The following is a 14181-nucleotide window of genomic DNA, read 5'->3' on the forward strand; positions in this document are numbered from 1 at the left end:
GCGATGCGCTGCAGACCTGTGTAGGGGAATCGCCAAGCTGGTTAAGGCACTGGATTTTGATTCCAGCATGCGAAGGTTCGAATCCTTCTTCCCCTGCCAATGTCTTCGTGACGCCGCCGGCGCACACCGCAGTTTTCCAAGGTCGCCGGGATCGCCCATGCAGGTTCAAAACCAACACCCCGATTTCCTCGTGTTCACCGGCAATGCCAATCCTGGCATGGCCTCCGAGATCGCCTCCCACCTCGGCATCACGCTCGGCAGCGCCCAGGTCGGCCGCTTCTCCGACGGCGAGATCACCGTCGAGATCAACCAGAACGTGCGGGCCCGGGACGTCTTCGTGGTGCAGTCCACCTGCGCGCCCACCAACGACAACCTGATGGAACTGCTGGTGATGGTCGATGCGCTCAAGCGCTCGTCGGCCGAGCGCATCAGCGCGGTGATCCCCTACTTCGGCTACGCCCGCCAGGACCGCCGTCCGCGCTCGTCGCGGGTGCCGATCTCGGCCAAGGTGGTGGCCAACCTGCTGCAGACCGTGGGCGTGTCGCGCGTCCTCACGATGGACCTGCACGCCGACCAGATCCAGGGCTTCTTCGACATCCCGGTCGACAACATCTACGCGTCGCCGGTGCTGCTGGGCGACCTGCGCCAGCAGAACTACGAAGACCTGATCGTCGTCTCCCCGGACGTCGGCGGCGTGGTCCGCGCCCGGGCGCTCGCCAAGCAGCTCAACTGCGACCTCGCCATCATCGACAAGCGTCGGCCGAAGGCCAACGTGAGCGAAGTGATGCACGTCATCGGCGAGATCGACGGCCGCAACTGCGTGATCATGGACGACATGATCGACACCGCCGGCACGCTGGTGAAGGCGGCCGAGGTCCTGAAGGAACGCGGCGCCAAGAAGGTCTACGCCTACTGCACCCACCCGGTCTTCTCGGGCCCGGCGCTCGAGCGCATCGCCAGCGGCACCGCCCTCGACGAAGTGGTCGTCACCAACACCATCCCGCTCGCCGACAACGCGCGCGGCTGCACCAAGATCCGCCAACTGTCCGTGGCCCCGCTGATCGCCGAGACGATCCAGCGCATCGCCAAGGGCGAGTCGGTGATGAGTCTGTTCTCGGACCAGGACAACCTGTTCTGACCGTCCGCGAACGCCGCAGGGCCCTTCTACCGGGGCCCTTTTTTGCAATCGGAGCCGCACTGGTCGCGGTCGGCTTCCACAGGAGTCAGTTATGAAATTCGTCGCTTTTGAGCGCGCCAAGCAGGGCACGGGTGCGAGCCGCCGTCTCCGCAATTCCGGCAAGACGCCGGGCATCGTCTACGGTGGCGACAGCCAGCCGCAGCTGGTCGAACTCGACCACAACGCACTGTGGCACGCCCTGAAGAAGGAAGCCTTCCACGCGTCCGTCCTCGAGATGGAGTTCGCCGGCGTCACCAGCAAGGTCCTGCTGCGCAACGTGCAGTACCACCCGTTCAAGCAGCTCGTCCAGCACGTCGACTTCCAGCGCGTCGATGCCAAGACCCGCCTGACGATGAAGGTGCCGGTGCACTACAAGGGCGAGGAAGACTCCCCTGCCGTCAAGGTCGACCAGAACCTGATCACCCACGTGATGACCGAACTGGAAGTCACCTGCCTGCCGGCCGACCTGCCGGAATTCATCGAAGTCGACCTGTCGGGCATGACCAAGATGGGCACGCTGCACATCAACGACATCAAGCTGCCGAAGGGCGTGAAGTTCGTGAGCCACGGCAAGGTCAACCCGGTGCTGGCGTCTGCCGTGCCGCCGGCCGCCGAAGAAGAGCCGACGCCGGAAGAAGCCGCTGCTGCAGCGGCTGCCGCCGCCGCGGCCGCGCCTGCTGAAAAGGGCAAGGGCAAGAAGAAGTAAGCCTTCGCCCTTTTGTCGGCAAGGCGCGGCTCCAGGCCGCACCAAGGCCCGCCTCGGCGGGCCTTTTCTTTGGGGGGTACCGCTCGGCGCCTGCCACCGCTCCGCATGGGGCCTCACCCGCACTCCGGATAATTCACCTCCATGATCAAACTGTTCGTGGGCCTGGGCAACCCGGGTCCGGACTACGAGGCGACCCGCCACAACGCCGGGTTCTGGTGGATCGACGCGCTCGCACGCGAGTGGAAGCTGCAGCTCAACGTCGAGAAGGGCTACTGGGGCCTGATGGCGCGCACCACCATCGCCGGCCAGACGGTCTGGCTGCTGGAGCCGCTGACCTTCATGAACGCATCGGGCAAGTCGGTCGCGGCGCTGGCCCGCTTCTTCAAGATCGCGCCCGCCGAGATCCTGGTGGTGCACGACGAACTCGACATCGTGCCGGGCCAGGTCAAGCTCAAGTTCGGCGGCAGCCACGCCGGCCACAACGGCCTGCGCGACATCCACGCCCAGCTGGGCAGCCCCGACTACTGGCGGCTGCGCCTGGGCATCGGGCACCCCGGCGACCGCGCCGAAGTGATCCACTGGGTGCTGAAAAAACCCTCGCTCGACCACCGCATCGCCATCGACCAGTGCATCGACCGGTCGCTCAAGGCGGTACCGGCCCTGCTGGCGGGCGAGATGGACAAGGCGACGATGCTGGTCCACACGGCGCTTCCGCCACGCGCCAAGCCGCCACGGCCGGAAGGTGTCTGAGCGCAACGCACTGGCCATTCGGGAAGCTGCCCCGCCTTAATTGAGAGCCGCGTATCAACTGTATGATCCGCAGCCTCGGTTTCTCCATGCGCATACGTTCCTCCCTCTGTCTCTGGCTATTGCTGCTCCTGGCGTGTTTCCACGCCGCCGCCGGCGTGGGTCACCATGTGCACGACTGCGGGCCGGACCGTGCCGTGCCGGCAGCGTCTGCCGCATCCGACGAGGCCCCGGGCGACTCGGCACCCGGCGCTGCACATGCAGCGTGTACCGCCTGCATGCTGCAGGCACACGGCGCCCTGCCCGCGGTTTCGGTGCCGACGTCTTGGCAACCGATGGCTCTGTCGGCCGCGCCGCTGCCCTGGGCCACCCGCGAGGACAGGCTCCACTACGCCCCCTGGCGCAACCGGTTCGCAGCGCGAGACCCACCGGTGGCGGGATAGGCCGCGGCACGCCCGGTGCCGCCCTCTCCCGGTCGTGGCGCCCTGCTACGGCCCTCCCTTGCACCGCGCGGCCCTGCGCGTGCAATGCCTGTCTTCCTGCCGCCGATCCCATGCCCTCTCGCTCTTTTCCCGCCACCGGCCGCCTGCCCGTGGCCCTCGCCGCGTCCGCCCTGTGGGCCTCCGGGGCCTTCGCCCAGGACGCGCCTTCCCGCAGCGCCGAAGCGCCCGCGCTCGCCACGACGGATGTGGTCGGCCGCACCGAATCGGGCACCTACCACGCAGACGAAGCCGCCGGCGCCAAGACCGACCTGCCGCTGCGCGAGCTGCCCCAATCGGTCCGCATCATCACCCGGCAGGTGATCGACGACCTGGGCGCCACCCGGCTCGACGACGTGCTCGACTACGTCGGCGGCGTCTCGCGGCAGAACAACTTCGGAGGGCTCTGGGACAACATCGCGATCCGCGGCCTGCCGGGCAACGAGAACACCGGCATGGCGACGCTGCAGAACGGGTTTTCCTCCAACCGCGGCTTCAACGCCCCGCGCGACCTGGCCGGCGTGGAGCGGATCGAGTTCCTGAAAGGCACCGCCTCGGCCCTCTACGGCAGCGCGGAGCCCGGCGGCACCCTCAACATCGTGACCAAGAAGCCGCTGTGGAAGGCCGCGAACGCGGTCGAGGCGTACGCCGGCAGCTTCGGGCTGAAGCGCGCCACCTTCGACAGCACCGGCCCGATCGGCGAGCGCTTCGCCTACCGGCTCAACGTGGCGGCGGAAGACCGCGACGGCTTCCGCGATTTCGTCGGCTCCCAACGCCGGGTGGTGGCGCCCGCCTTCACCTGGAAGCTGACCAACGCCACGGTGCTGGAATACAGCGGCGAGATCCTGCGCCACAGTACCCCGCTCGACCGCGGCGTGGTGGCGGTCGACAACCGCCTGGGCGCGGTGCCGCGCGAGCGCTTCCTGGGCGAGCCCGCCGACGGCGACGTGACGGTCGACAACCAGACCCACCAGTTCATCCTGTCGCACGACTGGAACACCCGATGGCGCAGCCGCCTGGGTCTCTCCTACCGCGAGACGCAGATCAAGGGCTTCTCCACCGAGGCCACCGCGCTGCGCAACGACGGCGTCCTGACCCGCCAGCGCCGCTACCGCGACTACGGCTCCGACGACACCGCGGTGCAAGCCGAACTGATCGGCAACGTCAGCACCGGCACGCTGGAGCACGAGCTGCTCTTCGGCGTCGAGACCTACCGCTTCGACATGGACACGCTGATGCTGCGGGCTAACCCGACCGCCGCGGCGCCCTACGGCATCAACATCAACAACCCGGTCTACGGCCAGGCGCAGCCCACGCCGCTGCCCAACACGAGCACCTACGAGCGCCAGCGCAACACCGCGTTCTATGCTCAGGACGCGATCAAGCTCTCGCCCGCCTGGCGCGTCGTCGCCGGCCTGAGGGCCGACAACTACCGCCAGAGCCTGGAGAACCGCCGCACCGGCAGCACCGCGTCGCAGGATCCGTCGGCCACCACGCCGCGCGTCGGCGTCTCGTGGCTGCCCACCGCGCAGTGGACGGTGTACGGCAACGCCGGCCAGTCCTTCCGCCCCAACACCGGCAGCAGCGCCGCCAACACCGCCTTCGGCCCCGAGAAGGGCCGCGCGCTGGAGCTGGGCACCAAGTGGGAGAGCGCCGATCACAGCATCGGCGCCACCGCCGCGCTGTTCGACATCCGCAAGCGCAACGTGCTCACCAGCGATCCGTTCAACGGCGGCTTCTCCGTCGCGGCGGGCGAGGTGCGCAGCCGCGGCGCCGAGTTCGACTTCGCCGGCCAGGTCACCCGGCAGTGGCGGATCAACGCCAGCCTGGTGGTCAACGACGTGGAGGTGACCCGCGACAACACGCTGGAGGTGGGCGGCCGCCTGCTCAACGTGCCCAAGGTCAATGGCAGCGTGCTGGCGGTGTACGAGAACGCCTTCGCCAACGGCCAGCGCTACGGCATCGGCGGCGGCGTCACCCACACCGGCAAGCGGCTGGGCGAGGCCCGTACCAAGGCCCAGGCCAATGCCGGCACCGCCGCCTTCGACCTGCCCGCCTACACCACCGCCAAGATCGTCGCCTACTGGCGCCTGACGCCCGCCGTGCGGCTCACGCTGGATGTGGACAATCTCTTCGACCGCAGCTACTACCCCAACTCCTACAGCGGGGTCTGGGTGACCCCCGGCATGGGCCGGGCGGTGACGCTGGGCCTGCAAGCCAAATTTTGAGTACATCCCCCCGGAGCGGCTGCGCCGCTCCCCCCCTTCTCTCGCTGCGCGGGAAGGGGGGCGCGCCCGGTGGACCGGCGGAGCCGGCTCCACGGGGGCCCTGGTAGTCAACCATCTTTCGCTTCTATGACCGATGCTTCTTCTTTCGCCGTCGAGCGGCGCCGCCTGCTGCAGTGCGGCGCGGTGATCGGTGCGCTTCCGGCGTTCGCCCGGGCGGCCGAGCCTGCGCCGCTGCAGCTGGTCGGGCCGTGGGAGGTGAGCGGGCTGGCGCCGGCGGCCAGCGGCTATATGTTCGCCCGGCTGCAGGTGGCCGAGACGCTGATGGGCGCGGCGGACGACGGCGCGCCGGCGCCGGCCCTGGCCGAGCGCTGGAGCACCTCGGCCGACGGCCTGGTGTGGCGCTTCGTGCTGCGGCCCGCGGCGCGCTTCCACGACAACACTCCGGTCACCGCCGACGCGGTGGTGCGCTGCCTGCGGGCGGCGCAGGTGGCGCCGTCGCTGCTAAGCGGCGCGCCGATCCGGTCGATCGAGGCCGACGGCCCGGGCACGGTGGCGATCGCCCTCGCCGAGCCGCACGGCCGGCTGCCGGCGTTGCTGGCGCACAGCAGCACGGTGGTGCTGGCGCCGTCCGCGTTCGACGCGCAAGGACGCGTCCTGCGGATCGTCGGCAGCGGGCCCTACCGCATCGCGGTGCTCTCGGCGCCGCAGCGCATCGAGACCACGGTGTTCGAGGGCTACGACGGACCGCGCCCGGCCATCGCCCGGGTGCGCTACCTGGCCGCCGGCCGTGCCGAAACCCGTGCGCTGATGGCCGAGGCCGGCCAGGCCGACCTGGCCTACGGGCTGGACCCGGTGAGCCTGCAGCGGCTGAAAAAACGCGGGCAGGTGCCGATCGCCGCGGTCACGCTGCCGCGCACCGCGGTGCTCAAGCTCAACGCCGCCGATCCGGCGCTGCAGGACCTTCGGGTGCGGCAGGCGCTGAGCCTGTCGATCGACCGCGCCGGCATCGCCCGCGCCCTGCTGCGCGATACCGAACTGGCCGCCACCCAGCTCTTTCCGCCGACCCTGGGCGACTGGCACAACCCCGCGCTGGCGCCGCTGCGCCACGATCCGCAGGCGGCCGCGCAGCTGCTGCAGCAGGCCGGCTGGCGCCCCTCGCCCGACGGCCTGCGCAACGCGGCGGGCCAGCCGCTGCGGCTGGTGCTGCGCACCTTCGTCGACCGGCCCGAACTGCCGCTCTTCGCCACCGCGCTGCAGGAGCAGTGGCGGCAGGCCGGCATCGCGGTGCAGATCGCCATCGGCAATTCGGGCGACATCCCGCTGGGCCACCGCGACGGCAGCCTGCAGCTGGGCCTGGGCGCCCGCAACTACGCCACCGTGCCCGACCCCAGCGGCACGCTGGCGCAGGACTTCGGCCCGCGCGGCGGCGACTGGGGCGCGATGGGCTGGAAGAGCGATGCGGTGGTCGGCGCGCTCGACGAGTTGACCCGCGGCACGCCCACCGCGGCCCGTGCCACCGCCCTGCGCGGCCGGATCGCCCAGGTGCTGCAGGACGAACTGCCGGTGATCCCGGTCGTTTGGTACCGGCAGCAGGTGGCCGTCAGCCCCCGGGTGGCCGGCGTGCGCCTGGACCCGCTGGAGCGCTCCTACCGCCTGACCGAGATGGCATGGCGCGGATGAGCCCGCAGGCCGCCCCGCGGCGCCCCGGCACGGCCGCCGGTGCCGAAATCTACAAGAAAAGTTCCTGTAGCCGGCACCGGACGCCGACCACCAGCTATGGAAACCATAGCAAACAGCCGGTTTTCCACGACGGGTGCCACGGGCGCCTGTGTCTCCGAGAGGTGAAACGATGACCCCGCTACGGTCCCCCTGGGCGGCGCTGCTGGCCCGCCGCTCGGTGCAGGTGGTGGCGCTGGCGCTGCTGATCGGCACCCTGTGTTTCTTCATGGCCCGCGCCCTGCCCGGCGACGTGGCGATGCGCATCGCCGCCAGCCGCTACGGCTACGACCTGGTCGGCAACGCCGCCGCGGCCGCGGTGCGCGCCGAACTGGGCCTCGACCGGCCGCTGTGGCAGGCCCTGGCCGACTGGTGGGCCACGCTGGCCCGCCTGGACCTGGGCCGCTCGCTGGTCAGCGGCGATCCGGTCTGGCACGAGGTGCGGGCGCAGCTGGGCGCCACCCTCGACCTGGCCGTGGCCGCGCTGCTGCTGGCGATGGCCATCGGCCTGCCGCTGGGCGCCTGGGCCGGCCTGCACGCCGGCGGCCGCATCGACCGCGCCACGCTGGCGCTGGCGGTGCTGCTGCGGGCGATGCCGCCCTTCCTGCTGGCGGTGCTGCTGATGCTGCTGGTGGCGGTGCGGATCGGCGCCCTGCCGGTCGCCGGCGACGACCATGCCGGCAGCCTGCTGCTGCCCGCGCTCACCCTGGCGCTGGGCCTGGCCGCCGGTCTGGCCCGCGTCTTCCGGCAGGCCCTGCGCGACGCGGTGCAGTCGCCCGCCTACGAGTTCGCCCGCACCAAGGGCCTGGACGACACCCAGGCCCTCCTGCGGCGCGCCCTGCGCAGCGCCGCGGTGCCGGTCGTCGCCTACCTGGGCGTGCATGCGGTGTTCCTGGTCGAAGGCGCGGTGGTGGTCGAGAGCCTCTTCGCCTGGCCCGGCATCGGCCATGCCCTGGTGCACGCGATCTTCGGCCGCGACGTGCCGATGATCCAGGGCACCGCCCTCTGCATGGGCCTGCTCTTCGTCGTCTTCAACCTGCTGGTCGATGCCGCCTGCCTGGCGCTCGACCCGCGCCGCCGGCTGGAGGATGCGCGATGAGCGCCGTGCCGGGCCGCCCCCAACAAGCTCGCACCGCAGTGCGCAGCACGAAGGTATTGCCATGAGCGCCGTGCTCGACACCCCCGCCGCGCAGTCGACCATGCCCCCCGCCCGCCGCCGAGGCCGCGCGCGCGCCGGCCTGGCGGTGATGCTGGCGCTGGCCTTGTTCGCCGCCTTGGGCCCGGCGGTGGTCGGCCCCGACCCGGCAGCGCAGGACTTGAACAACAGCCTGGCACCGCCCGGCGCGGCCGAATGGCTGGGCACCGACGTCTTCGGCCGCAGCGTGCTCGCACGGCTGGCCCATGCCGCCCGGCTCTCGCTCGGCCTGGCACTGCTCGCCGCCGTCACCGCGGCCGTGCCCGGCGTGCTGCTGGGACTGCTGGCCGCCTGGCGCGGCGGCGCGGTGGAGCGGGCGCTGGTGATGCTGTCGGATGCCGCCCTGTCGGTGCCCGGCCTGCTGCTGGTGCTGCTCTTCGCGGGGCTGGCGCCGGGCCGGCACTGGGCGCTGTACCTGGGCCTGTCGCTGTCGCTCTGGGTGGAGTACTTCCGGGTGAGCCGGGCGGTGGCCCGGCCGGTGATGGCGGGCGATGCGGTGCAGGCCTCGCGCCTGCTGGGCTTCGGACCGGTGTACCTGGTGCGGAGCCACCTGCTGCCGGCGCTGGCCCCGGTGCTGGGCACCCTGCTGGCATTCAGCGCGGCGCAGGCGGTTCTGGCGCTGGCCGCGCTCGGCTTCATCGGCGTGGGCCTGCAACCGCCGACGGCCGAGCTGGGCCTGATGATGACCGAAGCCCTGCCCCACTACGAGGAGGCACCCTGGCTCATCGCCGCACCGGTCGCGCTGCTGACGCTGCTGGTGCTCGGGATGATGCTGCTGGCGGGCGACCGGGAGGCATCGGCATGACGGGCGTCGCAGCTCTCCACCGCTCCCCGCGCCACGGCAGGAGCACCGCATGACCGGCACCGTACTTCTCGCGGCCGACGATCTTTCGGTCCACGTCGGCACCCACACCCTTCTGCGGGGCGTGTCGTTCACGCTACGCGCGGGCGAATCGCTCACGCTGCTGGGCGAAAGCGGCGCCGGCAAATCGCTGCTGGCGCAGGCCGTCGTCGGCAACCTGCCGACCGCCCTGCGCGCTGCAGGCAGCGTCACGCTGGACGGCACCACCACCCGCGCGGCCGACGCCGCCGCCCGCCGCCCCGCCTGGGGCCGCACCCTGGCCGTGCTGCCGCAGGAGCCGGCGCTGGCGCTCGACCCGCTGGGCCGCATAGCGCCGCAGCTGGCCGAGGTGCACGCGCTGGTCCGCGGTGCCAGTGCCGCCGCGGCCGATGCCGCCGCTGCCCAGGGCCTTGCCGATGCCGGTCTGGCCGCCGCCGCGCAGCGCTACCCCTGGCAGATCTCCGGCGGCATGGCCCAGCGCGCCGCCGCCACCATCGCCTTGGCCGGCGGCGCCCGGGCACTGCTGGCCGACGAACCCACCAAGGGCCTCGATGCACACTGGCGCGCCCACACCGTCGCGCTGCTGCAGTCTGTGCAGAAGGCCGGCGGTTGCGTCGTCACCATCACGCACGACATCCAGGTCGCCCGGGCGCTCGGCGGCCAGGTGATCGTGCTGCGGCACGGCGAGGTGGTCGAACAAGGCGATGCCGCCGCGGTGTTGGCAGCGCCCCGCCACCCGTTCACCCGCGCTTTGCTGGCCGCACAGCCGGCGCACTGGCCGCGCCACGGCACGGCCACCTCCGGCGCCCCGGTCTTGCATGCCGATGACATCGCCAAGCGGCTGGGCGGCCGCACGCTGTTCGAAGGCATCGACATGCCGATCCACGCCGGCCAGCGCTGGGCGGTGCAAGGCCCCAGCGGCACCGGCAAGAGCACGCTGGGCAACGTGCTGCTGGGCCTGCTGGCGCCCGACGCCGGGCAGGTGCGCCGCGCGCCGGCGCTGCGGCGCCATGCGCTGCAAAAGCTCTACCAGGACCCGGTCGCATCCTTTGCGCCGAAGGCCAGCCTGGAACGTTCGCTGCGCGATGTGGCGCGGCTGCACGGGTGCAGCTGGGCCAGCATAGAGGCCCGCCTGCAGCGCCTGCGCCTGCCCGATGGCGTGCTGGCCCGCCGGCCGTTCGAGGTATCGGGCGGCGAGCTGCAGAGGATCGCGCTGGCCCGCGCGCTGGCAGTGGAGCCGGCGCTGCTGTTCGCCGACGAGCCCACCTCGCGGCTCGACCCGATCACCCAGCAGGATGCGATGGCCACGCTGCTGGGCGCAGCCGAGGAGACGGGCGCGGCGCTGGTGCTGGTGACGCACGACCCGGACATCGCCGCGGCGGTGGGATCGCACTTCGTACACCTGCACGAACCGGTGGTGCCGACGCAGCCTGCGTTGGTCTAGACGCTGCAATCGCACGCGGCGAGGGCATGCCCCGGCGGCGTGTCGGCACTGGCCGCCGCTTCACTCTGCACTACCGGCTTCCGGACTGCACAGGCCCCGCGGCACCGGCGGGCACGACCGCGCTCACCGGCGCCTGCGTGACGCGCCAGATGCCGTAGCAGACCAGCACCAACGCCAGGCCATTGCGCCACTCCAGAATGCTCTCGCCCAGGAAGACGGCGGACAGCATCGTGCCGAACACCGGAACCATGAAGTTGAAGGCGGTGATCAGGCTGACCCGGTTGTACTTGAGCAGCAAACTCCATATGGAGATCGCCAGCGCCGAGAGCACCGCCAGATAGGCCAGCAAGGCAGACGATGCCATGGTGAACCCGCCCAGCGTTCCGCCCGATGCATAGCCGGCCACCAGCAGTGCCGCGCCACCGATCACCAGTTGCCACGCGGTCATGACGATGGGGTCGAGGCCCTGTGAAATGCGCTTGCCGTAGATGCTGCCTGCGGCCAGCACGAACGCCGCGATGATGACGAAGCCTTCGCCCAGCAGCGAGAAATCGAAGTCGAACAACCCGCCCAGCCCGTTTCCCAGGTTGACGATCATGACACCCGCAAAGCCGACGCTGCACCCCAGCGCCTTGCCCAAGCTGAGCCGGTCGTTGCGGTAGAGAAAGTGCGCCATCAGCACGCTGAAGAAGGTGCCGGTGGCGTTCATGATCGAGCTCTTCACGCCGGTGGTGTGGGCCAGGCCGATGTAGAAGAACACGTACTGGATGGTCGTCTGCGCGAGCCCCAGCACCGCGATCTGCCCCCACGCCTTGCGGGTCAGCCCGCGCACGGCCTTGCCGGTGCAGGCGGCGTAGGCCACCAGCAGCATGCCCGCGATCAAAAAGCGCCAGCCGGCGAAGACCAGTTTGGAGGCGATGTCATCCGGTGCGATGCCGAACAGGAGATAGCCGCTCTTGATCGCCGGAAACGAACTGCCCCACAGCATGCAGCACAGCAAAGCCAGCAGAAACACGACCTTGCGGCGGGTCAGAACGGGATGGGGGGCGGATGACACAGCAACTCCAGAGCGGTACTTCTGGGATTCGAATTGCCCCAAAAAGGTGCATCATAGCTGTCGTCTGACAACTCAAGCGGCCGCGTCGGTGTGTGCCGCCACACAAGCCGGACCAACAACCGCAGTTGTGCGACAACTGGTCATGCGTTCCAAGGTGTCGGTAGCACGCCGTGCCGGTACCCAAGGCACGACCGCGATCAGCGCCTTGCGCAAGATGCCTACGCCAACCGCTGGCATGGGAGAGACCGCCGTGGCGTCAGGCGGCCGGCACCACCTGCAGACGGATGTACTTTTGGTACAGGGTTTCGTGGCCTTCTTCGTGCGCCGGATCCTTCGGGATGCAGGCCACCGGGCAGATCTGCACGCACTGCGGCTCGTCGAAGTGGCCGACGCATTCGGTGCAGCGGTTCGGGTCGATCTCGTAGATCAGCTCGCCGGGGTAGATCGCGTCGTTCGGGCACTCGGGCTCGCACACGTCGCAATTGATGCACTCGTCGGTGATCATCAGCGCCATGCGGGACCTCCGACAGAGCAAGAGCGAGGGACGTGGCAGCAGCGCATCCGGGCGATTATCCGCGCCGACGGTTAACCCTGGCCCTACCGGGCCTCTGCACTGCCCGGCGGCGGCGGCACCCCGAAGCTCGCCCCCATAATGCACTGCACCAAACCACGGCCGCAGCCCCGTGCTGCCGAACCTGCTCCCCGCCCACGATGAGTGTGTTTCTCGCCAAACGCTTCCTGACCCTGCTGCTGACGCTGGCAGCGGCATCGCTCGTGGTGTTCCTCGTGCTGGACATCCTGCCGGGCAACGCGGCGCAGGTGCTGATGGGCCCCGATGCAGCACCCGAGGCGGTGGCCGCCCTCTCCGCCAAGCTGGGCCTGGACCAGCCCGCCTGGACCCGCTACTGGCACTGGATCGGCGGCCTGGCCACCGGTCAACTGGGCGACAGCGCCAGCTACGGCTCGCCGGTGTGGGAGCTGATCCTGGAGCGCCTGGCGCTCACCGTGCCGCTGGCCCTGCTGGCGATGGCGCTCACCACCGTGCTCGCACTGCTGGTCGGCGTCACCGCCGCGGCCCGCCACAACCGGCTGGGCGACGTGGGCCTGATGGGCATCGCGCAGGTCGGCATCGCCATCCCCAACTTCTGGTTCGCGATCCTGCTCATCCTGCTGTTCTCGGTGAAGCTGCAGTGGTTCTCGGCCGGCGGCTTCGACGGCTGGGGCGAAGGCGTGCTGCCCGGCCTGAAGGCCCTGCTGCTGCCGGCGCTCTCGCTGGCGGTGGTGCAGGCCGCGATCCTGGCGCGCATCACCCGCTCGGCCGTGCTGGAGGTGATGCGCGAGGACTTCGCGCGCACCGCCCGGGCCAAGGGCGTGTCGCAGCGGGCGGTGCTGTGGCGCCACGTGCTGCGCAACGCGATGGTGCCGGTCGTCACCGTGATGGGCATGCAGTTCACCGAGTTGCTGGCCGGCACCATCGTGGTCGAGAACGTCTTCTTCCTGCCCGGCCTGGGGCGCCTCATCTTCCAGGCGATCAGCAACCGCGACCTGGTGGTGGTGCGCAACTGCGTGATGCTGCTGGCCGCGATGGTGGTGGTCGTCAACTTCGTGGTCGACGTGCTGTACGCGGTGATCGACCCGCGCCTGAAGCCGAACGATGTCTAGCGCCGCCCCGCCCCTCGTGCAGACGCGGCCGCCGGGCTTCTGGCCGCGCGCGCTGCGCCACCCCAGTTTCGCGATCGGCGCGGTGCTGACGCTGCTGCTGGTGCTGGCCGCCGCCGTGTCGTACGCCTGGACACCGTGGCCGGTCTACGAGATGGACCTGGCCGCCAAGCTGCAGCCACCGTCACTCTCGCACTGGCTGGGCACCGACGCCTTCGGCCGCGACGTCGCGTCTCTCCTGCTGGTGGGCGCGCGGGCGTCGATCCTGGTGGGCGTGGTGGCGGTGGGCATCGGCCTGGCGGTCGGCACCGCGCTGGGGCTGCTCGCCGCGGCCCGGCGCGGCTGGGTGGAAGAGGCCATCATGCGGCTCGCCGATTTCTCGCTGGCCTTTCCGGCCATCCTGTCGGCGATCATGATGACCGCCGTCTTCGGGCCCGGCATGGTCAACGCCATCGTGGCGATCGGCATCTACAACATTCCCACCTTCGCCCGCATCACCCGCGCCTCGGCGGCGGCCGTCTGGTCGCGCGACTACGTGGCGGCGGCGCGGGCCTGCGGCAAGGGGCCGTGGGCGATCACCTGGGAGCATGTGCTTCCCAACATCTCGGCGGCGCTGATCGTGCAGGTGACGATCCGCTTCGCGATCGCGATCCTGGCCGAGGCCGCCCTCTCCTACCTGGGCCTGGGCACCCAGCCGCCGCAGCCGTCGTGGGGCCGCATGCTCAGCGAAGCGCAGACGCTGATGTTCCAGGCGCCGCTGCTGGCCGTGTGGCCGGGCGCGGCCATCGCTTTTGCCGTGCTGGGCCTGAACCTGCTGGGCGACGGCCTGCGCGACCTGCTCGACCCGCGCCTGGCCCGAGCACGATGAAACACCACCAGGCTCCCCGCTGCGCGGTCCGCCGACCCCCTTCCAGGGGGCGACACCAGCGGCC

12 protein-coding genes and 1 tRNA gene are annotated in these 14181 nt (G+C 70.7%); 11 read left to right on the forward strand and 2 right to left on the reverse strand.

Annotated features, from left to right (window positions below):
* The first annotated feature begins 22 nt into the window (after window positions 1–22).
* The 9 genes from ASE76_RS12650 (at window position 23) to ASE76_RS12690 (ending at window position 10533) form a co-directional block, all read left to right on the forward strand.
* Window positions 23–99 (forward strand) — tRNA-Gln (locus ASE76_RS12650).
* A gap of 58 nt (window positions 100–157) precedes the next feature.
* Entirely contained in the window at window positions 158–1138 is a 981-nt protein-coding gene (locus tag ASE76_RS12655; RefSeq protein WP_055840020.1) for a ribose-phosphate pyrophosphokinase, read from the forward strand.
* A 91-nt stretch (window positions 1139–1229) separates the two neighbouring features.
* The gene (locus ASE76_RS12660) at window positions 1230–1883 is read left to right on the forward strand and encodes a 50S ribosomal protein L25/general stress protein Ctc (protein ID WP_055840023.1); all 654 of its coding nucleotides are present in this window, start codon (window positions 1230–1232) and stop codon (window positions 1881–1883) included.
* 141 nt (window positions 1884–2024) lie between these two features.
* Window positions 2025–2633: an aminoacyl-tRNA hydrolase gene (pth, locus tag ASE76_RS12665; RefSeq protein WP_055840026.1), complete on the forward strand. Its 609-nt coding sequence runs from the start codon at window positions 2025–2027 to the stop codon at window positions 2631–2633.
* Window positions 2634–3183: 550 nt separating this feature from the next.
* A complete protein-coding gene (locus tag ASE76_RS12670; protein WP_055840029.1) occupies window positions 3184–5337 on the forward strand; it encodes a TonB-dependent siderophore receptor in 2154 nt (717 codons plus the stop codon).
* Between the two features lie 126 nt (window positions 5338–5463).
* Window positions 5464–7017 (forward strand): ABC transporter substrate-binding protein, encoded by a 1554-nt coding sequence (locus ASE76_RS12675; RefSeq protein ID WP_055840032.1) that lies wholly within the window; start codon window positions 5464–5466, stop codon window positions 7015–7017.
* A 169-nt stretch (window positions 7018–7186) separates the two neighbouring features.
* Window positions 7187–8152 (forward strand): ABC transporter permease, encoded by a 966-nt coding sequence (locus ASE76_RS12680; protein WP_055840036.1) that lies wholly within the window; start codon window positions 7187–7189, stop codon window positions 8150–8152.
* A gap of 61 nt (window positions 8153–8213) precedes the next feature.
* On the forward strand, window positions 8214–9053 hold the full coding sequence (locus ASE76_RS12685) for an ABC transporter permease (RefSeq protein ID WP_055840038.1): 840 nt from the start codon (window positions 8214–8216) through the stop codon (window positions 9051–9053).
* Between the two features lie 49 nt (window positions 9054–9102).
* Entirely contained in the window at window positions 9103–10533 is a 1431-nt protein-coding gene (locus ASE76_RS12690) for an ABC transporter ATP-binding protein (protein WP_055840040.1), read from the forward strand.
* Window positions 10534–10603: 70 nt separating this feature from the next.
* Here ASE76_RS12690 and ASE76_RS12695 read toward each other — a convergent pair whose 3' ends face one another.
* Together ASE76_RS12695 and ASE76_RS12700 are read right to left on the reverse strand one after the other, a co-directional pair.
* Window positions 10604–11590: a DMT family transporter gene (locus tag ASE76_RS12695; RefSeq protein WP_255357283.1), complete on the reverse strand. Its 987-nt coding sequence runs from the start codon at window positions 11588–11590 to the stop codon at window positions 10604–10606.
* A gap of 256 nt (window positions 11591–11846) precedes the next feature.
* Complete coding sequence (locus ASE76_RS12700) at window positions 11847–12104, reverse strand: YfhL family 4Fe-4S dicluster ferredoxin (RefSeq protein WP_055840044.1); 258 nt, start codon at window positions 12102–12104, stop codon at window positions 11847–11849.
* Window positions 12105–12301: 197 nt separating this feature from the next.
* Between ASE76_RS12700 and ASE76_RS12705 the strand changes: the two genes are divergently transcribed.
* Together ASE76_RS12705 and ASE76_RS12710 are read left to right on the forward strand one after the other, a co-directional pair.
* The gene (locus tag ASE76_RS12705) at window positions 12302–13252 is read left to right on the forward strand and encodes an ABC transporter permease (protein WP_055840046.1); all 951 of its coding nucleotides are present in this window, start codon (window positions 12302–12304) and stop codon (window positions 13250–13252) included.
* The gene (locus ASE76_RS12710) at window positions 13245–14117 is read left to right on the forward strand and encodes an ABC transporter permease (protein WP_055840048.1); all 873 of its coding nucleotides are present in this window, start codon (window positions 13245–13247) and stop codon (window positions 14115–14117) included. Before ASE76_RS12705 ends, ASE76_RS12710 begins: the two co-directional genes overlap by 8 nt.
* Window positions 14118–14181: the final 64 nt, after the last annotated feature.

The organism is Xylophilus sp. Leaf220 (genome assembly GCF_001421705.1).
Taxonomy (GTDB): domain Bacteria; phylum Pseudomonadota; class Gammaproteobacteria; order Burkholderiales; family Burkholderiaceae_C; genus Xylophilus.

What these genes read in the sequence shown, in the direction of transcription:
- ASE76_RS12655 (WP_055840020.1), top strand. Translation starts at nt 158, where the DNA reads ATGCAGGTTCAAAACCAACACCCCGATTTCCTCGTGTTCACCGGCAAT.
- ASE76_RS12660 (WP_055840023.1), top strand. Translation starts at nt 1,230, where the DNA reads ATGAAATTCGTCGCTTTTGAGCGCGCCAAGCAGGGCACGGGTGCGAGC.
- pth (WP_055840026.1), top strand. Translation starts at nt 2,025, where the DNA reads ATGATCAAACTGTTCGTGGGCCTGGGCAACCCGGGTCCGGACTACGAG.
- ASE76_RS12670 (WP_055840029.1), top strand. Translation starts at nt 3,184, where the DNA reads ATGCCCTCTCGCTCTTTTCCCGCCACCGGCCGCCTGCCCGTGGCCCTC.
- ASE76_RS12675 (WP_055840032.1), top strand. Translation starts at nt 5,464, where the DNA reads ATGACCGATGCTTCTTCTTTCGCCGTCGAGCGGCGCCGCCTGCTGCAG.
- ASE76_RS12680 (WP_055840036.1), top strand. Translation starts at nt 7,187, where the DNA reads ATGACCCCGCTACGGTCCCCCTGGGCGGCGCTGCTGGCCCGCCGCTCG.
- ASE76_RS12685 (WP_055840038.1), top strand. Translation starts at nt 8,214, where the DNA reads ATGAGCGCCGTGCTCGACACCCCCGCCGCGCAGTCGACCATGCCCCCC.
- ASE76_RS12690 (WP_055840040.1), top strand. Translation starts at nt 9,103, where the DNA reads ATGACCGGCACCGTACTTCTCGCGGCCGACGATCTTTCGGTCCACGTC.
- ASE76_RS12700 (WP_055840044.1), bottom strand. Translation starts at nt 12,104, where the DNA reads ATGGCGCTGATGATCACCGACGAGTGCATCAATTGCGACGTGTGCGAG.
- ASE76_RS12705 (WP_055840046.1), top strand. Translation starts at nt 12,302, where the DNA reads ATGAGTGTGTTTCTCGCCAAACGCTTCCTGACCCTGCTGCTGACGCTG.
- ASE76_RS12710 (WP_055840048.1), top strand. Translation starts at nt 13,245, where the DNA reads ATGTCTAGCGCCGCCCCGCCCCTCGTGCAGACGCGGCCGCCGGGCTTC.